This is a genomic window from Acidovorax sp. sif1233 (assembly GCF_019218755.1).
GTDB lineage: Bacteria > Pseudomonadota > Gammaproteobacteria > Burkholderiales > Burkholderiaceae_C > Acidovorax.
In genome coordinates, this window is the sequence record NZ_JAHUWZ010000002.1 from 200985 (window position 1) to 224989 (window position 24005).

The 24005-nt window shown below is 69.3% G+C and carries 24 protein-coding genes; 15 read left to right on the top strand and 9 right to left on the bottom strand.

All coding sequences use genetic code 11. The annotated features are described in order from the left end of the window. Positions 1 to 153 precede the first annotated feature (153 nt). Positions 154 to 1359, top strand: a complete 1206-nt coding sequence (locus KW843_RS08320) for an MFS transporter (RefSeq protein ID WP_255591468.1) — start codon at positions 154 to 156, stop codon at positions 1357 to 1359. 97 nt (positions 1360 to 1456) lie between these two features. Next, positions 1457 to 3523 (top strand): PAS domain-containing sensor histidine kinase, encoded by a 2067-nt coding sequence (locus KW843_RS08325; protein ID WP_218294672.1) that lies wholly within the window; start codon positions 1457 to 1459, stop codon positions 3521 to 3523. Between the two features lie 36 nt (positions 3524 to 3559). Here KW843_RS08325 and arsB read toward each other — a convergent pair whose 3' ends face one another. Genes arsB through KW843_RS08340 form a run of 3 tightly spaced genes read right to left on the bottom strand, consistent with a single transcriptional unit; the run spans position 3560 to position 5545 of the window. Further along, positions 3560 to 4624, bottom strand: coding sequence for an ACR3 family arsenite efflux transporter (gene arsB, locus KW843_RS08330; protein ID WP_218294673.1), 1065 nt, complete (start codon positions 4622 to 4624; stop codon positions 3560 to 3562). A gap of 60 nt (positions 4625 to 4684) precedes the next feature. Further along, on the bottom strand, positions 4685 to 5176 hold the full coding sequence (locus KW843_RS08335; RefSeq protein ID WP_218294674.1) for an ArsI/CadI family heavy metal resistance metalloenzyme: 492 nt from the start codon (positions 5174 to 5176) through the stop codon (positions 4685 to 4687). A gap of 42 nt (positions 5177 to 5218) precedes the next feature. After that, a complete protein-coding gene (locus KW843_RS08340) occupies positions 5219 to 5545 on the bottom strand; it encodes a helix-turn-helix transcriptional regulator (protein WP_218294675.1) in 327 nt (108 codons plus the stop codon). Between the two features lie 292 nt (positions 5546 to 5837). Here KW843_RS08340 and KW843_RS08345 point away from each other — a divergent pair, with 292 nt between their 5' ends. Next, a complete protein-coding gene (locus tag KW843_RS08345) occupies positions 5838 to 6893 on the top strand; it encodes a methionine ABC transporter ATP-binding protein (RefSeq protein ID WP_218294676.1) in 1056 nt (351 codons plus the stop codon). Positions 6894 to 6908: 15 nt separating this feature from the next. Further along, a complete protein-coding gene (locus tag KW843_RS08350; protein WP_218294677.1) occupies positions 6909 to 7574 on the top strand; it encodes a methionine ABC transporter permease in 666 nt (221 codons plus the stop codon). A 123-nt stretch (positions 7575 to 7697) separates the two neighbouring features. On the opposite strand, the gene KW843_RS08355 is transcribed toward KW843_RS08350, so the two are convergent. Continuing rightward, on the bottom strand, positions 7698 to 8663 hold the full coding sequence (locus KW843_RS08355; RefSeq protein ID WP_218295295.1) for a tripartite tricarboxylate transporter substrate binding protein: 966 nt from the start codon (positions 8661 to 8663) through the stop codon (positions 7698 to 7700). Between the two features lie 142 nt (positions 8664 to 8805). Next, positions 8806 to 9897 carry a tartrate dehydrogenase gene (locus KW843_RS08360; RefSeq protein WP_218294678.1) on the bottom strand — a complete coding sequence of 364 codons (1092 nt, stop codon included), beginning with the start codon at positions 9895 to 9897 and terminating at the stop codon, positions 8806 to 8808. Positions 9898 to 10002: 105 nt separating this feature from the next. Here KW843_RS08360 and KW843_RS08365 point away from each other — a divergent pair, with 105 nt between their 5' ends. Next, the gene (locus tag KW843_RS08365) at positions 10003 to 10983 is read left to right on the top strand and encodes a LysR substrate-binding domain-containing protein (RefSeq protein WP_218294679.1); all 981 of its coding nucleotides are present in this window, start codon (positions 10003 to 10005) and stop codon (positions 10981 to 10983) included. Between the two features lie 91 nt (positions 10984 to 11074). After that, on the top strand, positions 11075 to 11704 hold the full coding sequence (locus tag KW843_RS08370) for a DUF1566 domain-containing protein (protein WP_218294680.1): 630 nt from the start codon (positions 11075 to 11077) through the stop codon (positions 11702 to 11704). Positions 11705 to 11728: 24 nt separating this feature from the next. On the opposite strand, the gene KW843_RS08375 is transcribed toward KW843_RS08370, so the two are convergent. Beyond that, on the bottom strand, positions 11729 to 12571 hold the full coding sequence (locus KW843_RS08375) for an EamA family transporter (RefSeq protein ID WP_218294681.1): 843 nt from the start codon (positions 12569 to 12571) through the stop codon (positions 11729 to 11731). 126 nt (positions 12572 to 12697) lie between these two features. Here KW843_RS08375 and KW843_RS08380 point away from each other — a divergent pair, with 126 nt between their 5' ends. Beyond that, positions 12698 to 13603 (top strand): LysR family transcriptional regulator, encoded by a 906-nt coding sequence (locus tag KW843_RS08380; protein ID WP_218294682.1) that lies wholly within the window; start codon positions 12698 to 12700, stop codon positions 13601 to 13603. Positions 13604 to 13711: 108 nt separating this feature from the next. On the opposite strand, the gene KW843_RS08385 is transcribed toward KW843_RS08380, so the two are convergent. From KW843_RS08385 to KW843_RS08395, 3 genes are all read right to left on the bottom strand, one after another. Then, a complete protein-coding gene (locus tag KW843_RS08385; RefSeq protein WP_218294683.1) occupies positions 13712 to 14020 on the bottom strand; it encodes a hypothetical protein in 309 nt (102 codons plus the stop codon). A gap of 117 nt (positions 14021 to 14137) precedes the next feature. Beyond that, positions 14138 to 14686, bottom strand: a complete 549-nt coding sequence (locus KW843_RS08390; RefSeq protein WP_218294684.1) for a GNAT family N-acetyltransferase — start codon at positions 14684 to 14686, stop codon at positions 14138 to 14140. Continuing rightward, complete coding sequence (locus KW843_RS08395; RefSeq protein ID WP_218294685.1) at positions 14683 to 15300, bottom strand: helix-turn-helix domain-containing protein; 618 nt, start codon at positions 15298 to 15300, stop codon at positions 14683 to 14685. The genes KW843_RS08390 and KW843_RS08395 overlap by 4 nt, the downstream gene beginning before the upstream one ends. A 270-nt stretch (positions 15301 to 15570) precedes the next feature. On the opposite strand from KW843_RS08395, the gene KW843_RS08400 reads away from it, so the two are divergent. From KW843_RS08400 to KW843_RS08435, 8 genes are all read left to right on the top strand, one after another. Beyond that, the gene (locus tag KW843_RS08400) at positions 15571 to 16659 is read left to right on the top strand and encodes a DUF6817 domain-containing protein (protein ID WP_218294686.1); all 1089 of its coding nucleotides are present in this window, start codon (positions 15571 to 15573) and stop codon (positions 16657 to 16659) included. Between the two features lie 103 nt (positions 16660 to 16762). Further along, positions 16763 to 17560, top strand: a complete 798-nt coding sequence (locus tag KW843_RS08405; protein WP_218294687.1) for a MetQ/NlpA family ABC transporter substrate-binding protein — start codon at positions 16763 to 16765, stop codon at positions 17558 to 17560. A 123-nt stretch (positions 17561 to 17683) separates the two neighbouring features. Beyond that, entirely contained in the window at positions 17684 to 18892 is a 1209-nt protein-coding gene (solA, locus tag KW843_RS08410) for an N-methyl-L-tryptophan oxidase (protein ID WP_218294688.1), read from the top strand. A gap of 141 nt (positions 18893 to 19033) precedes the next feature. Continuing rightward, the gene (locus KW843_RS08415; RefSeq protein ID WP_218294689.1) at positions 19034 to 19525 is read left to right on the top strand and encodes a rhodanese-like domain-containing protein; all 492 of its coding nucleotides are present in this window, start codon (positions 19034 to 19036) and stop codon (positions 19523 to 19525) included. Between the two features lie 50 nt (positions 19526 to 19575). Then, positions 19576 to 20511 carry a serine O-acetyltransferase EpsC gene (gene epsC, locus KW843_RS08420; protein WP_218294690.1) on the top strand — a complete coding sequence of 312 codons (936 nt, stop codon included), beginning with the start codon at positions 19576 to 19578 and terminating at the stop codon, positions 20509 to 20511. Then, positions 20508 to 20780, top strand: a complete 273-nt coding sequence (locus KW843_RS08425; protein ID WP_218294691.1) for a helix-turn-helix transcriptional regulator — start codon at positions 20508 to 20510, stop codon at positions 20778 to 20780. Before epsC ends, KW843_RS08425 begins: the two co-directional genes overlap by 4 nt. A gap of 73 nt (positions 20781 to 20853) precedes the next feature. After that, positions 20854 to 21786, top strand: coding sequence for a family 2A encapsulin nanocompartment shell protein (locus KW843_RS08430; RefSeq protein WP_007857268.1), 933 nt, complete (start codon positions 20854 to 20856; stop codon positions 21784 to 21786). 9 nt (positions 21787 to 21795) lie between these two features. Next, the gene (locus KW843_RS08435) at positions 21796 to 23856 is read left to right on the top strand and encodes a family 2A encapsulin nanocompartment cargo protein cysteine desulfurase (RefSeq protein WP_218294692.1); all 2061 of its coding nucleotides are present in this window, start codon (positions 21796 to 21798) and stop codon (positions 23854 to 23856) included. Positions 23857 to 24005 lie beyond the last annotated feature (149 nt).

A 24005-nucleotide genomic window follows, 5' to 3' on the forward strand; every position in this document is an offset into this window, starting at 1 on the left:
CGCCCCCTGGGCGCGGATGCCGCGCGGGCCGGTGCTGGCCGGTGAATTCGTCCGAACCACCGGGCGGCCGGCGGCGAAGGGCCGCGCGGCGGTTTGCGGGCCATTGGCGGGTGTGCCTGCACCGTGGCGCGCGCCGCCCCACAATCGGGTCATATGACCTCTTCTTCGACGATGCTGCGGCTCATCAGCCTGGCAGCTTTCTGCAGCATGGCGTCCATGCGCGTGTGCGACCCCATGCTGGTGTCCCTGTCCCATGAGTTCCATGTCACCACGGGCGATGCCTCCGCCGTGGTGGCGGCCTTCGCGGTGGCCTATGGCGTGCTGCAACTCGTCTACGGACCGCTGGGGGACCGGCTGGGCAAGCTGCAGGTGATCATTGGCGCCACGTCGGCCTGCGCGGTGTTCAGCGCGGCCACCGCGCTGGCGCCCAGCTTCACCGTGCTGGTGGTCGCGCGTGCGGCCATGGGGGCGGCGGCGGCGGGGATCATTCCGCTGTCCATGGCCTGGATCGGTGACGAGGTGGACTATGGGCAGCGGCAGGAGACGCTGGCGCGCCTCATGGTGGCCACCGTCACGGGGATGATGGCCGGCCAGTGGTTTGGCGGCTTTGCCACCGAAACCCTGGGCTGGCGTGGCGCGTTCGCCGTGCTCTCGGTGTTGTTCATGACGGCGGCGGTGCTGCTGCTGCGCCGCCTGCGGGCCGGCGGGGCCGCAGCGGCGCACCCCGCGGGCGCGCAGGAGCCGGGGGCCGGGTTCTCGCTGGCGGCCTACCTGGCCAGCACCCGGAACCTGCTGCGCATGCCGCGCGTGCGCTGGGTGCTCGCGGTGGTGTCCATCGAGGGGGCGCTGGCCTTTGGCACGCTGGCCTTCGTGCCCGCGCGCCTGGTCGACGGTTTCGGCCTGTCGGCCTCGGCGGCTGGTGGCGCGATGGTGCTCTATGGCGTGGGCGGGCTCCTCTACAGCATGTTCGCCCGCCGGTGGCTGGCCGCGCTCGGCGAACAGGGGCTGGCGCTTGCCGGGGCCTCCCTGATCGCCAGCGGCCTGCTGCTGCTGGCCTGGGCGCCGTGGGTGGCGTGGGCGGTGCTCGGGTGTTTCCTGGCGGGCATCGGTTTCTACATGCTGCACAACACGCTGCAGGTGCAGGCCACGCAGATGGCGCCGCAGGCGCGCGGCACGGCGGTTACGCTGTTTGCGTGCCTGCTGTTCCTGGGCCAGTCCCTCGGGGTGCTCGCCGTGGCGTTCAGCGTGGACCGGGGGTGGCTGCCGCCCGTGTTCTCGGTGGCGGCGCTGGGGATCTTCGTGCTGGGTTTCCTGGTGTCGCGCCGGGTGCAGCGGCGCGGCGCCGTCGCGGGTGCCTGAGGGTGCCGGGGTTCGCGAAGCGGTGGCGCTTCGCCTGTAGACTGCATGCACTTTGTGCCTGGGCGCCAGCCCCTGCTGCTGCCGCGCCCCATCCACCATGAACGATTCCCCGCCCGCCACCGTGCTGCCATTTCCCCGCGCCGAGGGCGCCATGAGCGAGAAGGTGCGCCGCTACGACTGGGCGGGCAGCGCGCTGGGGCCCATGCAGGCATGGCCCGCCACGCTGCGCTACTGCGTCGAGGCCCTGCTCGCGTCGCGCTTTCCGTCATGCCTGGTCTGGGGGGCGCAGTTCACCACCATCTACAACGATGCGTTCCGCTTGATACTGGGCAACAAGCCCGAGGCGCTCGGGCGCTCGTTCAAGGATGTGTGGAGCGAGGCCTGGCCCACCATCGGTCCCATCGCCGAGCGCGCCTATGCCGGCGAAGCCACGTTCATCGAGGATTTCCCGCTGGAGGTCAACCGCTACGGCCACCCCGAGCAGGCCTATTTCACGTTCTGCTACAGCCCGGTGCGCGACGAGCACGGCGCGGTGGTGGGCATGCTGGACACCGTGATCGAGACCACCAGCAAGTTCAACGCGCTGCGCCAGTGGCGCGATGTGGCGGCGTCGCTGGAGCAGCAGGTGGCGCAGCGCACGGCCGACCGCAACCGGCTGTGGCAGCTCTCGGACGACGTGCTGCTGGTGGCCCGCTTGGACGGCACCATCACCGCCGTGAATCCCGCCTGGACCGCGACGCTGGGCTGGTCGGAGGCCGAGACCGTGGGCCATCCGCTGGCGGCCTTCGCCCATGGGCACGACATGGCGCAGGTGCAGGACGAAATGGCCCTGCTGGCCACCGAGCCCACGCGCCGCCAGATCACCGCGCGCTACCGCCATCGCGACGGCGGCGAGCGGTGGATCGCCTGGACCGCCGTGCCCAGCGAGGGCTTCATCCAGGCCGTGGGCCGCGACACCACCGAGGAGCACCTGCGCAAGGAGGCGCTCAGCAACGCCGAGGAGCTTTTGCGCCAGAGCCAGAAGATGGAGGCCGTGGGCCAGCTCACCGGCGGCATCGCCCACGACTTCAACAACATGCTGCAGGGCATCGTGCTGCCGCTGCAGCTCATCCGGCAGCGCATTGCCCAGGGGCGCCATGACGAGGTGGGACGCTACATCGAGTCGGGCCTGGCGGCGGCCAAGCGGGCGGCGTCGCTCACGCAGCGCCTGCTGGCGTTCTCGCGCCGCCAGCCGCTGGATTCCCGGCCCGTGGACCTGGTGTCCTCGCTGGGCGGGCTGGAGTCCATGCTCAAGACGACGTGCGGCGAGAACATCGCGCTGCAGCTGCACCTGCCGCAGGATCTGTGGCCCGCGCTGACCGATGCCCACCAGTTTGAGAGCGCGGTGGTCAACCTGGCGATCAATGCGCGCGATGCCATGCCGGGCGGCGGTGCGCTGTACATCGCGGCCGACAACGTGCATGCCGACGCCGCCACCGCGCAGGCCACGCCGGGGCTGGAGCCGGGCGACTACGTGCGCGTGACGGTGCGGGACACGGGCACCGGCATGACGGGCGATGTGATCGCGCGCGCCTTCGATCCGTTCTTCACCACCAAGCCGCTGGGGCAGGGCACGGGGCTGGGGCTGTCGATGATCTACGGCTTCATGCGCCAGTCCGGCGGCCTTGCGGTGCTGGACAGCGCCGTGGGGCTGGGCACCAGCGTGGCGCTGTATTTCATGCGGTCGCAGCACGAGGCGATGGCCGAGCTGCCCGAGCCGGTGGCCAATCTCTCCAGCGCGCGCCGCCCCGATTCCACCCTGGTGGTGGAAGACGACGACACGGTGCGCACGCTGGCCGTGGAACTGCTGCGTGACATGGGTTTCCACGTGATGGAGGCCGCCACCGGCAGCGCCGCCATGGCCCTGCTCTCGGGGGCGGTGCACTTTGACCTGCTGGTGTCCGACGTGGGCCTGCCCGGCCCCAACGGCCGCCAGGTGGCCGACTATGCGCGCGAGAAGTTTCCGTCCATCAAGGTCATCCTGATGACGGGCTATGCCGAGCAGGCGGCCATGACGCCGCAGTTCCTCGGCGCGCAGATGGAGCTGCTGGTCAAGCCCTTCGATGCCCAGACCCTGGTGGGCAAGGTCAACGCGGTGATGGGGCACGGCCCGCGAGACGCCTGAGGGCCATCGCCGGGACGGCCTGCCGCGCGCGGGCCGTCAGATACCGGCTTCATACCAGCCCTTGCTGCGGTTGACGGCGTGCACCACCAGCAGCATCACCGGCACTTCGACCAGGACACCCACCACGGTGGCCAGCGCCGCGCCCGAGTGCAGTCCGAACAGGCTGATGGCGGCGGCCACGGCCAGCTCGAAGAAGTTGGATGCGCCGATCAGCGCCGACGGGCAGGCGATGCTGTGTTTTTCGCCCACGGCGCGGTTCAGGCCGTAGGCCAGCGCGGAGTTGAACAGCACCTGGATCAGGATCGGCACGGCCAGCAGGGCGATCACCAGGGGCTGCCGCAGGATGGCCTCGCCCTGGAACGCGAACAGCAGCACGAGGGTGGCCAGCAGCGCGGCGATGGACCACGGGCCGGTGCGCGCCATGGCTGCCTGGAAGGCCGCTTCGCCCCGGCGCAGAAGCCGCCTGCGCAGCCACTGCGCGATCGCCACCGGGATCAGGATGTACAGCACCACCGAGGCAAGCAGCGTGTCCCACGGCACGGCAATGGCCGACAGGCCCAGCAAAAAGCCCACCAGCGGCGCGAACGCCACGACCATGATGCTGTCGTTGAGCGCCACCTGCGACAGCGTGAACAGCGGGTCTCCGCCCGTGAGCCGGCTCCACACGAACACCATGGCCGTGCAGGGCGCGGCCGCCAGCAGGATCAGCCCGGCGATGTAGCTGTCGATCTGCTCGGCGGGCAGCCAGGGGGCAAACCAGTGGCGGATGAACAGCCAGCCCAGCAGGGCCATCGAAAACGGCTTGACCAGCCAGTTGACGAACAGCGTCACGCCAATGCCCCGCAGGTGCTGCCGCACACCCGCCAGCGCGCCGAAGTCCACCTTCAGCAGCATGGGGATGATCATGACCCAGATGAGCAGGCCCACCGGCAGGTTGACACGCGCCACCTCCAGCGCACCCACCGCGCGGGCCGCGCCCGGCAGCCATTGGCCGAGCGCAATGCCCGCCACGATGCACAGCAGCACCCACACGGTGAGGTAGCGCTCGAACACCGCCATGCCGGCGGCCGGGGCGGACTGTGAAGGGTTTTTGGGGTGCATGGGGATGACAGTGCGCGGGCAGTTCGCGGGCAGGGGTTCTCGGCGTGGGCCCCGTTCGGGTCAGCAGCACTTGTTGGGGTTGGTGGCCGTGGGGCCGCAGCAGGCGGCCCGGCCCGGCTCGGGGATTGAGGGCGCGCCCGTGGGGCAGCAGGCGGCCTGGGCGGGCTGGGCCGCGGCTTCGTTGAACACGGGAATGTTGCCCAGCGTGTGGAAGTGTTCCCACGCCACGCCCTGCGGGTCGGTGATCCAGTGCTTGTCGCTGCGGGCATAGCAGCAGGTGGTGGCGCCTTCGTCCAGCAGGGCCATGTCGGCGCCCTGGGCGCGCGCCTTCAGCTCGGCCAGTTCGCCGGCCTCGTCCACCTGGAAACCCAGGTGGTCCACGCCGGGCTTGTCGCCGCGGGTGGAGATGGCGAAGTTCACGCGCGGGTCTTCGAGCATCCATTTGGCGTAGTCGGCCTCCACGCGCGCGGGGCCGGCCGCGAACAGCCGGGAATAGAACGCGATGCTCTTGGCGAGGTCATCGACATGCAGGTGGACGTGGAATCGCTTCATGGTGGCTTCCTTTAGGCCGTGGGCCGTGGCGTGGGTTGTGGGTCAGCAATCGCAGGCGGCGGTGGCGGTGCCGGGCAGGCAGGCGGCGCCCTGGCAGCAGTTCTCGGTCAGGTAGGCCAGCAGTTCGTTCATGGTGGCAAACGATGCGCGGTAGATCAGGTTGCGGCCCTGGCGCTCCTGGCTCACCAGGCCCGCGTGGGTCAGCTCCTTGAGGTGGAACGACAGCGTGTTGGGCGCAATGCCCAGCTGTTCGGACAGCGCCCCGGGCGTGAGTCCGTCCTGGCCGGCCACCACCAGTGCGCGGAACACGCGCAGGCGCACTTCCTGGGCCAGGGCGGCGAGGGATCGGATGACGTCGGGTTCTTGCATGATTCGATATTACAACAAAAGTTGAAATATAGAAGCGTTCTTGAGAGATCGTTTTCAAGCCTTCATGAAAAAACAGGAAAATTGGCGAATCGCGCTGGATGGTATTGCGCCAGATGCTATGCAATTAGGAGCTATGAAGGTGAACCTATCACGGTCTTCATAACCTGTGGATCTAATCACCCGATTTTTCAATCGTTTGTGAACTTACGATTCGCCGATACAGTCCCGCATCCCATTCCTCACCGCGCGCCACGGACCATCGGCATGTCCTGTGACGCGCCACTGCTTTTTCATGATCGACTTACGGGGTATCACCCAAACCTACCAGGGCTCACAAGGCCCGGTCGAGGCTCTCAAGGGCATCGACCTTCACATCACGCCGGGCGAAGTGTTCGGCATCATCGGCAAGAGCGGCGCGGGCAAGAGCTCGCTGGTGCGCGTCATCAACCTGCTCAACCGCCCCACCACGGGCCAGGTCATCGTCAATGGCCGCGACCTGACCCAGCTGGGCGACGCCCAGCTGCGCGATGCCCGCCGCGAGATCGGCATGGTCTTCCAGCATTTCAACCTGCTGTCCTCGCGCACGGTGTTCGACAACGCGGCCCTGCCGCTGGAGCTGGCCGGCATGGACAAGGCCGCCATCCGCGAGCGCGTGAACCCGCTGCTGGAGCTGGTGGGCCTGTCGGCCCTGGCCCAACGCTACCCGGCGCAGATCAGCGGCGGGCAGAAGCAGCGCGTGGGCATTGCGCGCGCGCTGGCCAGCCGCCCCAAGGTGCTGCTCTCGGATGAAGCCACGTCCGCGCTCGACCCCGAGACCACGCGCTCCATCCTCGACCTGCTGCGCCAGGTGAACCGGGAGCTGGGCCTCACGGTGGTGCTCATCACGCACCAGATGCAGGTCATCAAGCAGGTGGCCGACCGCGTGGCCGTGATCGAGGCCGGCCGCATCGTGGAGCAGGGCCGCGTGCTGGATGTCTTCACGCGCCCGCAGCAACCCATCACCAAGAGCCTGATCGACGAGATCCTGCCGCAGGAGCTGCCCGCCAGCGTGCTCGGCCATGTGCGCACGCTCGCAGTTCAGCTCGCTGCCACGGCACCGGACCGCACGGGCCAGCTGCTGCGCCTGTCGTACGCAGGTGACAGCGCGTACCAGCCCATCCTGTCGCAGCTCATCCGCCAGTTCGGCGTGGACATGAGCATCCTGCACGGCCAGGTGGACGAGATCCAGGACGAGACCTTCGGCTCGCTGGCCGTCTATGCCAGCGGCGAGGCCGACCGCCTGCGTGGCGCCGTGGCGCACCTGCGCGCCAGTGGCGTCGCCGTCGAAGAAGTGGCCGTACCGGCTTGAGGAAGGGAAAAAAACATGTTCGACAACTTCACCCCGGCCATGCTGGACCTCTTCGCATCGTCGCTGTGGGAAACGCTGGTCATGGTCGGCATCTCCGGCCTGGTCGGCGGCCTGCTGGGCGTGCCGCTGGGCGTGTTCCTGCGCCTCACCGACCAGGGCGGCGTGCTCGAAAACGGGCCCGTCAACAAGCTCGTGGGCTGGCTGGTCAACGCCGTGCGCTCCACGCCCTTCATCATCCTGCTCGTGGCCATCATCCCGTTCACGCGCTTCATCACCGGCTCGTCCATCGGCACGGCCGCGGCCGTGGTGCCGCTGACCATCGCCGCCGCCCCGTTCGTGGCGCGCCTGGTGGAGGCCGCGCTGCGCGAGGTGGACCACGGCCTCGTGGAAGCCGCCCAGGCCATGGGCGCGACCACCAGCCAGATCGTGTGGAAGGTGCTGCTGCCCGAGGCGCTGCCCGGCATCGTGGCGGGCCTGACCATCACCTTCGTGAGTCTCACGGGCTACTCGGCCATGGCCGGCGCCATCGGCGGCGGCGGCCTGGGCGACCTGGGCATCCGCTACGGCTACCAGCGCTTCCTGCCCGAGATCATGCTGGCCGTGGTGCTGGTGCTGATCTTCTTCGTACAGGCCGTGCAGAGCCTGGGCGACTGGGCGGTGCGCAGGCTCAGCCACCGCTGACCCCAGGCACCAGTCGCCTGTTGATTGCTATATAATCGATAGCTATTGGCGCTTGATGGTAAAGCGCTTGTGGCTGTTTTTTGCTGCAAGTTTGGTGCGGGGCTGTGCCCGCCGCCGGATGCTTCATTCCGCAGAGATCCGGTGGTCCGCCACCAGCCTGGCAAAACGCGCCGTGTCGCTGGCGATCTGCTGGGCCATCTGCGCCGGGGTGTTGCCGACGGGCTCGGCGCCGATGTCCAGCATGCGCTTCCTGAAGTCGGCCGACTGGATCACCTTGACCATTTCGGCGTTGAGCCGTTCCACGACCTCGGGCGGCGTGCGCACGGGCGCGAGCACGCCGAACCAGGTGCCGATGTCGAAGCCCGCGAAGCCGCTCTCCTGCAGGGTGGGCACGTCGGGCAGCGCGGACGACCGCCTGGCCGTGGTCACGGCCAGCGCGCGCAGCTTGCCGGCCTTGATGTGCGGCAGCACGGGCGTCACGGTGTCGAACGACATCGATACCTGGCCGCCCAGCAGGTCGGTGGTCAATGGCCCGCTGCCCTTGTAGGGCACGTGCAGCAGCGGCTGGCCGATGGCCGTGGCGAACTGCGTGCCGATCAGGTGCTGCGCGGTGCCCGCGCCGTTGGAGCCGTACGAGAACTTGTCGGGCGCGGCCTTCACCAGGGCCACGAGTTCCTTCACGTCCCTGGCGGGCGTGGCGGCGCTCACGGCAAGCACATTGGGCACGAGCGCCACGGTGGTGATGGGCGCGAAGCTCTTCTGGAAGTCGTAGCCGAGCTTCTTGTACACGCTGGTGGCGATGGTGTGGTGCACCGCGCCCATCAGCAGCGTGTGGCCGTCGGCAGGTGCCTTGGCCACGTAGTCGGCGCCAATGGTGGCGCCCGCGCCGCCCCGGTTTTCCACGATGACCGGCTGGCCCAGTGCCACGCCCAGCTTTTCGCCCAGTGCGCGCGCCAGCACGTCGGTGGTGCCCCCGGCCGCGAACGGCACGACGATGGTGACGGGCTTGGCGGGCCAGGCCGGGCCCTGCGCGTGGGCCTTTGTGCCGGGCAGCAGGCAGGCGGCTACGGCGACCGCCGCCAGGGCCATCAGGTAGGGGCGGCGCAGCGGCTGGGCGATGCAGGTGGGATGGGGGGTAGGGCGGCGCATGGTTTGTCTCCGAAAGGGTGGTTGTGCGGCGGGTGCATGGCCTTTGTGGCCTTGTTGTTCTGCCCGCCGGGGGCAAGTGCGGTCAGGCGGCTTTGCGCGCGGCCGGTGCGCTGCTGATGAGCGCGCACACGGCATCGGTCACCTGCGCCGTGGTGGCCGTGCCGCCCAGATCGCGGGTGTGCAGGGCGGGGTTGGCGGTGACCTGCTCGATGGCCTGCATCACGGCGCGGGCCGCCTCGGCCTCGCCCAAGTGCTCCAGCAGCATCACCACCGACCAGAAGGTGCCGATGGGGTTGGCCAGGCCCTTGCCCATGATGTCGAACGCCGAGCCGTGGATGGGCTCGAACATGCTGGGGTAGCGGCGCTCGGGGTCGATGTTGCCGGTGGGCGCGATGCCCAGGCTGCCGGCCAGCGCCGCGGCCAGGTCCGAGAGGATGTCGGCGTGCAGGTTGGTCGCGACGATGGTGTCCAGCGTGGCGGGGCGGTTGACCATGCGGGCCGTGGCGGCGTCCACCAGTTCCTTGTCCCATTGCACATCGGGGAACTCGGTAGCCACCTGCGCGGCGATCTCGTCCCACATCACCATGGCATGGCGCTGCGCGTTGCTCTTGGTGATGACGGTGAGTTGCTTGCGGGGGCGCGATCGGGCCAGGCGGAAGGCAAAACGCAGGATGCGCTCCACGCCCACGCGGGTCATGATGGAGACATCGGTGGCGGCCTCGATGGGGTGGCCCTGGTGCACGCGGCCGCCGACGCCGGAGTATTCACCCTCGGAGTTTTCGCGCACGATGACCCAGTCCAGGTCCTGGGGCGTGCAGCGCTTGAGCGGCGCGTCGATGCCCGGCAGGATGCGCGTGGGCCGCACGTTGGCGTACTGGTCGAACCCCTGGCAGATCTTCAGGCGCAGGCCCCACAGCGTGATGTGGTCGGGGATGTCCGGGTCGCCGGCCGAACCGAACAGGATGGCGTCCTTGCCGCGCAGGGCGTCCAGGCCATCGGCCGGCATCATCGCGCCGTGGGCGCGGTACCAGTCGCCGCCCCAGCCGAAATTCTCGAACGCGAACTGCAGGCCGGGGTGCTGGGCGGACAGGGCTTCCAGCACGCGCTGGCCTGCGGGAATCACTTCCTTGCCGATGCCGTCTCCGGGAATGGTGGCGATTTGGTAGGTGGTCATGGGGTGTGCAAAGAACGGTGATGGATGGCTGGACTTTAGGCCGCCGTGCGCACAGGAAATGCCCTGAAAGTGAATCCATCGTTAACCCTGGGTTAACATGGATGCATGAGCTCCAGCACCATCCAGCCCGCCGAACTGGGCTTTTTCTCCACCCTGGCCGCCAGCCCCAGCCTGAGCGCGGCGGGGCGCGAAATGGGCGTGTCCACCGCCGCCGTGAGCAAGCACCTGGCGCAGATGGAGCGGCGCCTGGGCGTGGTGCTGGTGAACCGCTCCACGCGGCGCATGAGCCTCACGCCCGAGGGCGAACTGCTGCTGGAGCACGCGCGCCGCATCCTGCGCGAGATCGATGCGCTCGATGAACTCATCGTGCAGTCCCGGGCCAGCCCCAAGGGCCTGCTGCGCGTGAACGCCACGCTGGGCTTCGGGCGCATGCACATCGCGCCGGCCATCTCCGACTTCGTGCGGCTGTACCCCGAGGTGGACGTGCAGCTGCAGCTGTCGGTGCACCCGCCGCCGATCACCGACGACGCCTACGACGTGTGCGTGCGTTTTGGCGAGCCGCCCGACGGCCGCGTGATCGCGCGGCGCATCGCGCCCAACCGGCGCGTGTTGTGCGCGGCCCCGGCGTACCTGGACCGCCACGGCAGGCCGCGCGTGCCGCGCGACCTGATGGAGCACCGGTGCATCGGCATCCGCCAGGGTGACGAGGCCTACGGCTTGTGGCGCCTGACCACCGGGCGCGGGAGCAAGGCGCACACCGAGTCGATCAAGATCACGGGCAACCTGACCACCAACGACGGCGAGATCGCCGTGCTGTGGGCGCTGCAGGGCCACGGCATCGTGATGCGGGCGGAGTGGGACGTGAACCGGCACCTGGCGCAGGGCCTGCTGGAGCCCGTGCTGCCGCAGTACCAGACGCCCGCGGCCGACGTCTATGCGGTCTATCCGCAGCGCCACCAGTTTTCCACGCGGGTGCAGACCTTCGTCACCTTCCTGGCGCAGGCGCTGGCGCGGTCGGGCGCGCTGGCGGGCGTGGCACCGGATGCGGGGCCGCAGGCGGGCAGGCGCACCGCGAAGGTTTCTTGATCTGGCGCGGGGCGCGGGGCGGGCCATGCGGTTAGGCTGTGGTCCATCGCGGCCCACGCCCACCGTGGCCGCGTCGCCCCCCCTCCAGCACATGACCACACCGTCCCGCCCACACCTTCATCCCGCCGCCTTGCTGGGCGGCACACTGGCCTTCGCCACGGCCTGTGCCGCCCCCTGGCCCGCGCGGGCGGCCGAGCCCTTGGCCGCCACCGACTGGGCGCTGTCGAAGGATGGCGCGGTGGTCCTGGACCTGCGCGCCCGGCTTGCCTGGCCGCGCTGCGCCGAGGGCATGCAATGGAGCCGCCAGACCGGCACCTGCACCGGCAAGCCACGGTTGCTGGACCGCGCCGAAGCCGCGGCGCTGGCCAGCGACCGCTGGAAGGCAGAGGGCGTGGCCTGGCGCCTGCCGCGTGCGCCGGAGCTGCAGCGGCTCATCGACCGCACGGCCAGTCCCCCGGGCCTGAACGCCGCGCTGTTTCCGGCGGCCCCCGCGCAGTGGCACTGGTCCGCCACGGCCAATGTGGCCGCGCAACGGGGCAACCCGTACAACTACAACACTGTCATGCAGGGGCGTTCCGGCGACGCGGCGGCCCAGATGGGGGCGATCAATGGCTGGGCGGTGAACCTGTCCACCGGCGAGGCGCGCGGCGACGTGGCCCGCGCCAGCAAGCTGCCGGTGCGGCTGGTGCGCCCGCTCGGCGAGGCCGAAGCGCCGCAGTAGCTGCCCTGGCCGCTCGCACGGCCTTCAGGACGAGAGCCGCACCATCAGCAGCCCCGCGCACACCAGTGCGGCCGAAGCCATGCGCGCCGCGCCCAGGGGCTCCTTGAGCATCCAGGTGGAAATCAGCGCCACCAGCAGCACGCTGGTCTCGCGCAGGGCCGACACGGCGCCCATGGGCGCGCGCGCCAGGGCCCAGACGGCGATCCAGTAGGCGCCCATCTGCATCGTGCCGGCCGCGGCGCAGCGCCAGAGCATGGGCGGGTCGACCCGGAAGGCGCGGGGCCCTTTCCACCACAGAACGATGAGCGCCGTGGCGATGCCGTCGCCCAGCGTGAGCACCACCGCGAAGCCGATGGCCGACCCCGCCTGACGTGCCCCCAGCGCATCCACCACCGTGTAGGCGGCGATCAGCACCCCGGTCAGCAGCGCATACCCCACGGCCCGGCGCTGCGTGCCGCCACCCCGCACGAGCGCCAGCGACAACACGCCCGCGCACAGGCAGGCAACGCCCCACTGCGCCCCGGCCCCTGGCCATTCCCCCGCGAACACGGCCGCCCCCGCCACCACCAGCAGCGGCGCCGAGCCCCGGGCGATGGGGTAGACCTGCCCCATGTCGCCGTGGTTGTAGGCAATGGGCAAGGCGAAGTGGTAGGCCGTGTGCACCGCGACGGACAGCGCGAGCAGCGGCCAGCTGGCCGCGGCCGGCAGGTTGACCCATGGCAGCGCCAGCAGGGACAGACCGCTGCCCATGAGCGTGGTGATCGCCATGGCGGTGATGCGGTTGCCGCCCAGCTTGATGGCGCTGTTCCAGCCCGCGTTGAGCGCGGCCGACAGCAGCACGATGAGGAAGACGTCGTTGGTGAGCATGGCGATGGAGGTCCCGGGGGCAGAGTGAGTGCGCGCAGGGGGCCAGTTTTTTTGATGGGCGAATGATGTTTTTCAGCCAGACATCTGTAAAGTTGAATTCAGTGACTATTGAATTCAGGATTCCTGATGCGAAACCTCAACCTGGACCAGGTCCAGACCCTTGTTGCCATCGCCGACCTGGGCACGCTGGCCGCCGCGGCCCAGGCCCTGCACCTGGCGCCACCGACGGTCAGCCTGCACATCAGTGAACTGGAGTCGCGGCTGGGCGCCGCGCTGGTGGTGCGCGGCCGGCGCCAGGCCAGCCTGACGCCGGCTGGCGAGGCGCTCGTGGCGGGGGGGCGCCGCCTGCTGGCCGGGGCCGACGAGGTGGTGGAGCAGGTGCGCCGGCGCGCGCAGGGGCTGGAAGGCCTGGTGCGCCTTGCCACCACGGCGGGCGTGAGCGCGGGCTTGCTGCCCCGCCTGCTGGAGCGGCTGGCCCGTCAAAGCCCGGGCGTGGATGTGAAGCTGGATGTGCTCAGCTCCGCCGAGGCCATGGCCCGGCTCGGCGCGGGCACGCTGGATCTGGCCATCGTCGCGATGCCGCAGGCCGCCGGCGGCGACGTGCAGGTGCGCCCCTGGCGCACGGACCCCATGGTGGCGCTGATTCCGCCCGCGTGGGATGCGCCGGCGCAGGCCACGCCACAGTGGCTGGCCGGCCAGCGCTGGATGTCCTTCGGACCGGCCACGCAGATGTACCGGCTCATCGCCGGCTGGTTCGCGCAGGCCGGCCTGAACCCCCGCCCCCGCATGGAGCTGAACCACCCGCTGGCACTGCGCAGCCTGGTGGGCGCCGGCCATGGCGTGGCGGTGCTGCCGCTGGAGCAGCCCGGGGTGGCGGGCGGCGATGTGGAGCAGGACAACGCGGGCCTGCAGGTGCGCCCGCTGAGCCCGCCGCTGTGGCGGGAGCTGGGGCTGGCGCGGCGGGCGTCGCAGGTGCACGACACGGCCATCCTGGCGGTGTGGGCGGCACTGGAGTCCCTGGCCGTGCCGTGACGGGCACTGGCTGCGCGCTACCGCGCCTTGCCGCCTCCCTCATTCCCGGCCCCTGGTCCGTCCAGGCAGGGGCAGGGCAAGGCAAGGCAATGGGCCCCCGAAAGAGGCTTACAGCAGCCGGACCTCGAAGTACGCGCCGTCTCCTTCCCCCAGGTCGCGAAACCCCGCCTGCCGCGCGGCGACGCTGGCTTTGCCCCATTGCTTGATCAAGGCGAGGTCACCGGCCGACACGATCTCGGGCGGCGATTCTTCCAGGCTGGACATGGTGTCCAGGGCCGCGGCGACCTGCGCGGGGCCGCCGAGCTGTTTTTCGAGCTCCCTGGCATAGCGTGCCTCGGCGGCCATGCGCTCCCGGGGTGGCAGCTCTTCAGGGTAGTCGCGCAGGGCGACCGCGTAAGTGGATTCAAGAACTTCCATGGCGCTTCTCCGTAAATGATTGACTGTATAAATATACAGTTTTATCGAGTGCGCTGCATGCGGGTTGGTCCGGGGCGGGTGCCGGGGGGCGCTGCCCCTGGAGGGACCGGGGAAAAGTCAGATCCGCTTGCAGAAGAACGTGGTGCCGCAGAACGCGCCGTCCGGCATCAGCGCATAGTCGGGCACCATGCCCACGCGCTGCCAGCCGGCGCGCTCGTACAGGCGCTCGGCGTCGCCGCCGGTCACGGTGTCGAGCACGAGCACGGTCTTGCCCTCGGCGCGCGCTGCGTCGTCCACGGCGGCCATGAGCTGCTGGGCGATGCCCCGGCGGCGGGCCTGGCGGTGCACCAGCATCTTGGCCACGTCGGCGCGGTGGGGCTGGTTGTCGGGCATGGCGGTGACGAGCTGCACGGTCCCCACGATGTGGCCTCCCGGGGCCTCGGCCACCAGCAGCACGCGTTCGTTGCGGGCCACGCCGTCGGCCACGCCGCTCCAGAACGCGAGGGCCTTGTCGCGCGGCAGCGGCCACATGAAGCTCACCGACGCCCCACCTTGCACGCAGTCGATCAGCACGTCGGCCAGCGCCGGCACGCTCGCGGCCGCCTCGCGGGCGCCCAGGCGCCGGATGGTGACGGCGGGCGAAGGGGCCCGTGTGTCGGTGGTCATGGTTTTCTCCTCGGGGTGGGGGATGCGAAGCGGGCAGGCGGCAGGCCCAGCGTGGTGAGCGCCACCAGGTAGCGCGCGGGCCGCGTGCCCGGGTTGTGGAACACGATGGGCTGGTTGAGCTGCATGGCCAGGCAGTCCCCCGCGCCCAGCGCCCAGGTGGTGGTGCCCACGGTCAGGTCCATGCGGCCTTCCACCAGCCAGACCTGCTGGTGGATGTCGGCATCGTGCACGGCCGAGTCGAGGGCGACGCGCTGGCCGGGCGGAAACTCCACCTCCACCAGCTGCAGCGGCGAGGGCGCGGGCGGCGACAGCCGGCGGCGCACATAGCCCGAGGCCGGGTCCTGCCAGCGGGGCTGGTCGGCGGCCCGGATCAGGGGCGAGGGCAGGGCCTCGCCCTCGCCATCGGTGCCGTCCTCGAAGAAGGAGGCGAGTGCCACGCTCAGCCCGACGGCCAGTTTGTCCAGCACGGCGGCCGTGGGGCTGCTCTGGCCGCGTTCGATCAGCGAGATGTTGGAGCGGCTCACGCCGCTGCGCTCGGCCAGCGTGTCCAGTGAGTAGCCCCGGGTGTCGCGCAGCTCGCGCAACCGGCGGGCGATGCGGTGGTTGATGTCCATGGTGGCAGTTTAATGGAAATTTATTCCATAAAACTGGAAATTGGTGGCGGCAAGCTCGCGGATAGGAGCGTGTCGCAGGATGGGGATGCGTCATATGGGAGACTTTTTGCTTCTGTTTTGATAGCTTGAAGCGTATATCCAGAAAGCGCTGCAGCCATTTTTATCGAGTTGATGCACCCACGTGGCCTTGGCGGCCCGCGCCAGCCGCGCTGATACTGTGTGTACTTTGCATTTCGATCTGCCAGAACAACCGCCGGAGACATTCAGACCATGACGCTGCCTTTTCACACGCTCGACCCCGACCTGTTTGCCCGTGCCCAGCCGCTGCTGGATGAAGAATGGCTGGCGCGTGACGCCGACCTCGCGCCCGCGCTGCCCACGGTGCTCGCACGCAACGTGGGGCAGGACTGGCACAAGGCGGGCACCTTCCGCCACCATCTGGTGGGCGTGGCGCGCTCGCTCACCGTGTGGCGGCAGCCGCGCGATGTGCGCCTTCTGGGGCTGCTGCACAGCGTGTATGGCAATGCCTTCGTGGACCTGGTGAAGTTCGACCCCGCCCGGGAGCGTGCGCGCGTGCGCGAGATCGCGGGCGAATCGGCCGAGCACCTGGTCTACCTGTTCTGCACGCAGTCGCGCACGCAGTTCGTGCAGCGCGTGCTGGCCGGGCAGCTGGAGCCCGATGGCAGCCTGGCGCTGGAGAAGGACGGCGTGCGCCACGTGCTCACGCCCTACGAGGTGGCGGCGTTCATCATCGTGAGCATGGCCGACACCATCGAGCAGTGGTTCAGCTGGCAGGACGACATCTTTTCGCGCTTCCCCGCGGTGCAGCACCGTCCCCAGCCGGTGCACTGGGCCGCGTCGCTGTGGCCCGGGCCGATGCGGCCGAGCGGACGCATGGTCTCGCAGATCAACGGCCTGGGCCTGGCGCTGCAGCACCCGGGCCTCCAGGGCCTGCTGCCCACGCCGCCCGTGTTTGCCCATTGCACGCAGCCGCTGGCGGCGGCGGACGAGGCGGCGGCCGCCTCGCTGTACTGGTCGGTGATCCAGCAGGACCAGCCGCTGGTGGACCTGGACGTGGCCACCGGGGTGCTGGAAAGCGCGGTCCGTCACAACCCCTGGGTGGGCGAGCCGCAGATGGTGCTGGCGCAGCTGTATCTGTCGGCGGGCCGCAGGCAGGACGCCAGGGCGGCGGCGGACAGCGCGCTGCAGCTGTTCAGCGCCTGGGGGAATTCGTGGGACAAGCGGGTGCAGTGGGACGCCTGGGTGGCCTGGACGCGCATCCTGCTTCAGGGCGCGACGGTGGAGGGCACCTGGCCCGAGCGGCTGGACAAGCTCAACAACGTCGCGCTGCGAGGGTGACAAACGTTATTCATATTAATTGTAAGAACATAAAAACTTATTCGTTCCTGTTTTATCGGGGAAACCCTAGGATGCCTGCATCTCTTAACGAAAGGTGTCTTCCGTGAACAAGCGCTCGCTGCTGCAAACCACTCTCGCCCTGGCCCTCGCCGCCGGCTTTTCGACCGGCGCCCTGGCGCAGGACAAGCCCCTGAAGATCGGCGTGACGGGCGGTCCCCATGCGCAGATCTTCGAAGTGGTCAAGAAGGTCGCCGAGAAGGACGGCCTCAAGATCCAGGTCGTCGAGTTCAGCGACTACGTGCAGCCCAATGCCGCGCTGTCGGCCGGCGACCTCGATGCCAACAGCTACCAGCACAAGCCCTACCTGGATGCCCAGGTCAAGGACCGTGGCTACAAGCTGGTGCCCGTGGGCTATACCGTCAATTTCCCGATCGGCCTGTATTCCAAGAAGGTCAAGAAGCTCGAAGACCTGAAGGAAGGCGCCAAGTTCGGCATTCCCAACGACCCCACGAACGGCGGCCGCGTGCTGCTGGTGCTGCAGGACAAGGGCCTGATCAAGCTGCGTGACGGCGCCGACCTGAAGGCCACGCCGCTGGACGTGGTGAGCAATCCCAAGAAGCTCAAGTTCGTGGAACTCGATGCCGCCCAACTGCCCCGCTCGCTGGATGATCTGGACGCCTCGGCCATCAACACGAACTTCGCGCTCTCCGCCGGCCTGAACCCGGGCAAGGATGCGATTGCGCAAGAGAACGCCAAGAGCCCCTACGTCAACCTGATCGCCGTGCGCGAAGCCGACAAGGACAAGCCCTGGGTGGCCAAGCTCGTGAAGGCCTACCACTCGGAAGAAGTGCGCAAGTTCATCCAGACCGAGTTCAAGGGTTCGGTGCTGCCAGGCTTCTGATGCTTCCAGCTGCCGGTGCCTGAACGGGCCTCGGGACGGCTTGTCCGCGGGCGTGCCGCACCCTGCGCGGCGCCATGGTGCCGCCCGGCCACCTGCTGCCGGTGCTGATCATCGGATCGTTGCATGGCACATTTCGACAGTATCGTCGTCGGCCTCGGGGCCGTGGGCTGCGCCACGCTGTACCAGCTGGCGCGGCGCGGGGCCAGGGTGCTCGGGCTGGACCAGTTCCAGCCGCCGCACAGCCTGGGCTCCTCGCACGGCCAGACCCGCATCACCCGGCTGGCGGTGGGCGAGGGCGACGAATACGTGCCCCTGGTGCGCCGCTCGCACGAGATCTGGCGCGAACTGGAGGCCGCGACCGGCCAGCCCATCTACACCCGCACCCACGGCCTGGTGCTCGGGCCGCGCGATGGCGCGCCGCTGCACCAGGGACGCCGCCTGGACTTCGTGCACAACACCATCGAGATCGCGCGCCGCCATGGCATAGACCACGAGGTGCTGGACCATGCCGACCTGCGCCGGCGCTACCCGCAGTTCCAGCTCAACGACCACGAATTCGCCTACTGGGAGCGCGACGCCGGCTTCGTGCGGCCCGAGGCCGCCATCAGCGCCCAGTTGCAACAGGCCCAGGTGCATGGCGCCACGGTGCAGACAGGGGTGCGCGTGACCGGCCTCGCGCGCGAAGGCGGGCACCTGCGGGTGGACACCACGCAGGGCCGCCACAGCGCCGGGCAGGTGGTGCTGGCTGCGGGCCCCTGGCTCCCGGGCCTGCTGGGCGAGGAGCTGCGGCATGCCTGGGCACCCCGGCTGGCGGTGTACCGCCAGGTGATGTTCTGGTTCGACGTGGGGGCCGCCAGGCCCTCGTTCGAGCCCGGGGTGTTTCCGGTCTTCATCTGGACCTTTCGCGACGGACCGGACGACTCGATCTATGGGTTCCCGATCGCGGATGCGGGCGCGCCGGCCTTCAAGGTGGCCACCGCGCAGTACCTGGAGACCACCACCCCGGACACCGTGGACCGCACCGTGGCCGATGCCGAGAAGCACAGCATGCTGCAGCGCCACGTGCTGCCGCGCTTTGATGCCCCGGCCGCCCGCTGCACCGACGCCCGCGCCTGCCTGTACACCGTGACTCCCGACCACGGCTTCGTCGTCGACCGGCTGCCCGGCTGGCCAGGCGTGCACGTGGCCTCCGCCTGCTCGGGCCATGGCTTCAAGCACTCGGCCGCCGTGGGAGAGGCCCTGGCGCAGCAGGTGCTGGACCTGCCGGAGCGCCTGGATCTGCGGCCCTTTGGCCATGCCCTGCACGGGTTGGCAGCCACAGGGTTTGCCTGAACAAACTCAAGGATGTTTTGGTTTTATAGAAACCAAATTTTATTCTTTTGGGTTTTATGAGAAGGGTTCTAGAGTGAACACATTGTTCACGGCAGCCCCGCCCATGAGGGCTGCGAAACCCTAGCCTCAAGGACCCCTGCCATGCTTTCATCCGCCATCCAGGACACCCAGGACGCTGTGCTCGCACACGAATTGGAATCTGCCCGCTCGGTCGCACTGGCGTCCGGCCTGCCCTATGCGGGCGGCGTTGCGCCCACCGTGGCGTGGAAACTCGTCCTGGCCGGCGATGCCGTGCTGGTGGACGTGCGCTCGGCCGAAGAGCTGAAGTTCGTCGGCCAGGTGCCGGACAGCCTGCACGTGCCCTGGGCCACGGGCACCGCCCTGCAGCGCAACCCGCGCTTCGTGCGCGAGCTGGAGGCCCGCCTGGCCAGCCACGGCGGCAAGGAGGCCACGGCGCTGCTGCTGTGCCGCAGCGGCAAGCGCTCGGCCCTGGCGGCCGAGGCGGCGGCCAAGGCCGGCTTCACCCGCGTCTTCAACGTGCTCGAAGGCTTCGAGGGCGAGATCGATGGCCACAAGCAGCGCGGCCATGCCGATGGCTGGCGCTTTCACAACCTTCCCTGGATCCAGGACTAGCCCCGGGGCACGGCCCGCCTCCACGACTGAACCACAGCTTCCCTTTCCCCATGGCCGTCTTCAACATCGAACCCATCGTGCAGTCCCTGCACGCCGTGCGCCGCGACTGGCGCAGCCTGCAAAAGCGCTCCCAGGAGCCGGGCGGGCGCGAGTTCCCATCGCGCGACGCGCTGGCCGATATCGTCGACAAGCTCAAGGGCGTGCTGTTTCCCATGCGCCTGGGCCCACCCGACCTGCGCCAGGAGAGCGAGGACTTCTACGTCGGCCACACGCTGGACGCCGCCTTGCATGCGCTGCTGGCGCAGATCCGGCTGGAGTTGCGTTATGTGCTGCGCCACCAGCCGGTGGAAGAGCAGAACATCGAAAAGCGCGCCGTGCAGACGGCCCGCAGCTTCGCCACCTCGCTGCCCGAGATCCGCAGCCTGCTCGACAGCGACGTGCTGGCCGCCTACCACGGCGATCCGGCCGCGCGCAGCGTGGACGAGGTGCTGCTGTGCTACCCCGGCATCCTGGCCATGATCCACCACCGCCTGGCGCACACGCTGTACCAGCTGGAGCTGCCGCTGCTGGCGCGCATCGTGGCCGAGCAGGCCCATGCGCAGACCGGCATCGACATCCACCCCGGCGCGCAGATCGGCGCGGGCTTTTTCATCGACCACGGCACGGGCGTCGTGATCGGCGAGACCGCGGTGATCGGCGAGCGCGTGCGTGTCTACCAGGCCGTCACGCTGGGCGCCAAGCGCTTTCCCACGGACGAGGATGGGCACTTGCAGAAGGGCCAGCCACGCCACCCGGTGGTGGAGGACGACGTGGTCATCTACGCCGGCGCCACCGTGCTGGGCCGGGTGACGCTGGGGCGCGGCGCCACCATTGGCGGCAATGTGTGGATCACGCACGACGTGCCCGCGGGCGGCAACGTGACCCAGGCCCTGTCGCGCCACAACGGGCACCACGACGGCGACGAACCCAGGGTGGGCGTGGCATGAGTGAGGTGCTGGTACGCAGTTTCGGCACGGCCGTGCGGCGCCTGCGCGAGGCGCGCGGCTGGTCGCAGGAGCAACTGGCCGAGCATGCCGACCTGAACCGCTCCTATGTGGGCGAGATCGAGCGGGGCCGCGCCATTGCCTCGCTGGTCACCATCGACAAGCTCTCCCAGGCCTTCGGCGTGCGCAGCGCCACGCTGCTCGGGCACTGCGACGCATTGAGCGATGCGAATGCGCTCAATGGCACGCGATTGGCGGCTATAGCATGTTGAAGCACTGAGGCCTCCGTCGGAAACTGGCTGGGAGTTTTTCTCTCATCCCACCTTTTCTGATACGGAGCCTCACATGACGGCAACAGTGGGCGGCACGACCGCCCTGGGCGACAACGCAGCACGGCAACTTGCCAACGCGACCAAGACCACCGCACAACTCTCGACCATCTCGCCGCGCTGGCTCACGCACCTGCTGCAGTGGGTGCCGGTCGAAGCGGGCATCTACCGCCTCAATCAGGTCAAGAACCCCGAGCTGATCAAGGTCACCTGCACGGCCCGCGAGGAAGAGAACCAGTTGCCGCGCACCTTCGTGGACTACGAAGAGAACCCGCGCGAGTTCTTCCTGAATGCCGTGAGCACCGTGCTCGACGTGCACACCCGCATCTCCGACCTGTACAGCAGCCCGCACGACCAGATCAAGGAACAGCTGCGCCTGACGATCGAGACGATCAAGGAAAACCAGGAAAGCGAGCTCATCAACAACCCCGACTACGGCCTGCTGGCCCAGGTGACGGATGAGCAGCGCGTGTTTCCGCTCACCGGCGCGCCCACGCCGGACGACCTGGACGAACTGCTCACCAAGGTCTGGAAGGAGCCCGCCTTCTTCCTGGCCCACCCGCTGGCGATTGCCGCCTTCGGCCGCGAAGCCACGCGCCGTGGCACGCCGCCGCCCACGGTGAGCCTGTTCGGCTCGCAGTTCATCACCTGGCGCGGCATTCCGCTGATCCCTTCGGACAAGGTGCCCGTGGCCGACGGCAAAAGCAAGATCCTGCTGCTGCGCGTGGGCGACAAGCGCCAGGGCGTGGTCGGCCTGTTCCAGCCCGGCCTGCCGGGCGAGCAGAGCCCCGGCCTGTCGGTGCGCTTCATGGGCATCAACAACCATGCCATCGCGTCCTACCTGATCTCGCTGTACTGCTCGCTGGCCGTGCTCACGCCCGATGCGCTGGCCGTGCTGGACGACGTGGAGATCAACAAGTACCACGACTACCCCGACACCTACAAGTAAAGCGGCCGCGTGGTGACCACTCCATCCTCCCTTCCTGCCAGCGTGCCCGCCACGCTGCAGCCGCCGATCGACCCGGCGCTGCTGGCCGGGCTGGCGACGGCCCTGTTCGCGGCCCGGCCTGGCGAAGAGCCGCGCTTTGCCGGGCCGGCCGCAGGCCGGCCCTCCACGCCACCGGGCTCGCTGCCTGGTGCGGGGCAGGGCACGCCCTGGCCGCCTGGCGTGCAGGCGCCCGTCAACATCGCACCGGCCGGCTCGCCGCTGGTCAGCCCCGCGGGCTTTGGCCCCGGCGTGCCCGGCACCCCCATCCCGCAAGGGCTGGTGCCGGGTGCCAACCTGGTGCCGGCCTCGCCCACGCCGCTGGCCTCGCTGGCGCACCGTGCGCCGGCCCTGCTGCCTCATGCGGTGGCTGGCAACGGCGTACCCGACTCGGTGATCAGCACCTTGCCGGCCTACGAGCCGCGCTTTGGCAGCGGCGTGCTGGGTGTTCTCGAGGCCGCGCCCGCCCAGGCCGCGCCTGCGGTGGCGCAGGGCACATCGCCGTACTATTTCCTCGGCGAGCGCCACGGCCACCCGCTGGCGGCAGACCGCCTGCCCCAGGTGACCCCGCCCGACGGGCATGGCGCCGTTCCCGGCGGGCTCGATGCCCTGGCGCGCCTGCCTTTTGCCGCACCCGAAGTGCCGCGCGTGGGCTCGCCCACGGCCGGCACCAGCGTGCCCAGCACGGTGCCATCGACCGAACCGCGCTTTTACTTCGCCGATGCCGTGGTGCTGCCCGGCGGCTACACCACGCCCGGCCGTGCCCCGGCTGCCGGCAGCGTCCCCCAGGCCGACCGCAGCGCCCACCCGGCCTTCGACGTGCATGCGGTGCGCCGCGACTTCCCGGTGCTGCAGGAGCGCGTCAATGGCCGCCAGCTCGTCTGGTTCGACAATGCGGCCACCACGCACAAGCCGCAGTCGGTCATCGACCGCATCAGCCATTTCTACGCGCACGAGAACTCCAACATCCACCGTGCGGCGCATGAACTGGCAGCACGCGCCACGGACGCCTACGAGGGCGCACGCCAGCGCGTGCAGCGCTTCATCAATGCGCCCGACGTGAACGAGGTGATCTTCGTGCGCGGCACCACCGAGGCCATCAACCTGGTGGCCAAGAGCTGGGGCGCGCAGCATGTGGGCGAGGGCGACGAGATCATCGTCAGCCACCTGGAGCACCATGCCAACATCGTGCCCTGGCAGCAGCTGGCGGCTGCCAAGGGCGCGCGCCTGCGCGTGATCCCGGTGGACGACTCGGGCCAGGTGCTGCTCGACGAATACCAGAAGCTGCTCAACGACCGCACCAGGATCGTCGCAGTCACCCAGGTCTCCAACGCCCTGGGCACCGTGGTGCCGGTCAAGGAGATCGTGGCCCTGGCCAGGCGGGCGGGCGCCACGACCCTGGTCGACGGCGCGCAGTCGGTCTCGCACATGCGGGTGGACGTGCAGGACCTGGGGGCCGATTTCTTCGTGTTCTCGGGCCACAAGGTCTTCGGGCCCACCGGCATCGGCGTGGTCTGGGGCAAGCGTGCGGTGCTCGAAGACATGCCGCCCTGGCAAGGCGGCGGCAACATGATTGCCGACGTGACCTTCGAGAAGACGGTGTTCCAGCCCATCCCGAACAAGTTCGAGGCCGGCACCGGCAACATCGCCGACGCCGTGGGCCTGGGCGCCGCCATCGACTACGTGAACCGCTTGGGGCTAGAGAACATCGCGCGCTACGAGCACGAACTGCTGGCCTACGGCATGCGCCACCTGGGTGCCATCCGCGGCGTGCGGCTCATCGGCACGGCCGACGACAAGGCCAGCGTGATGTCCTTCGTGCTCGCGGGCTACACCACGGAAGAGGTGGGCAAGGCGCTCAACGAGGAGGGCATCGCCGTGCGCACAGGCCACCACTGTGCCCAGCCCATCCTGCGCCGCTTCGGCGTGGAGACTACGGTGCGGCCTTCGCTGGCGTTCTACAACACCTTCGAAGAGATCGACCGCCTGGTGGCCGTGGTGCAGCGCCTGGCCGGGCAGCGGCGCGCGGGCTAGCGGCCGACCGGGCGGGCCTTCATGGCGGCGCAATACGCTATACAAAATGCAGCAATTGCGCCGGGCCCGCCGCCCTGCGTTTTCACGGGGCTGTGGCTATCATGGCAAGCGCTGTGTACAGCATGGCCCGGTACGTTCCGGTCGATGCC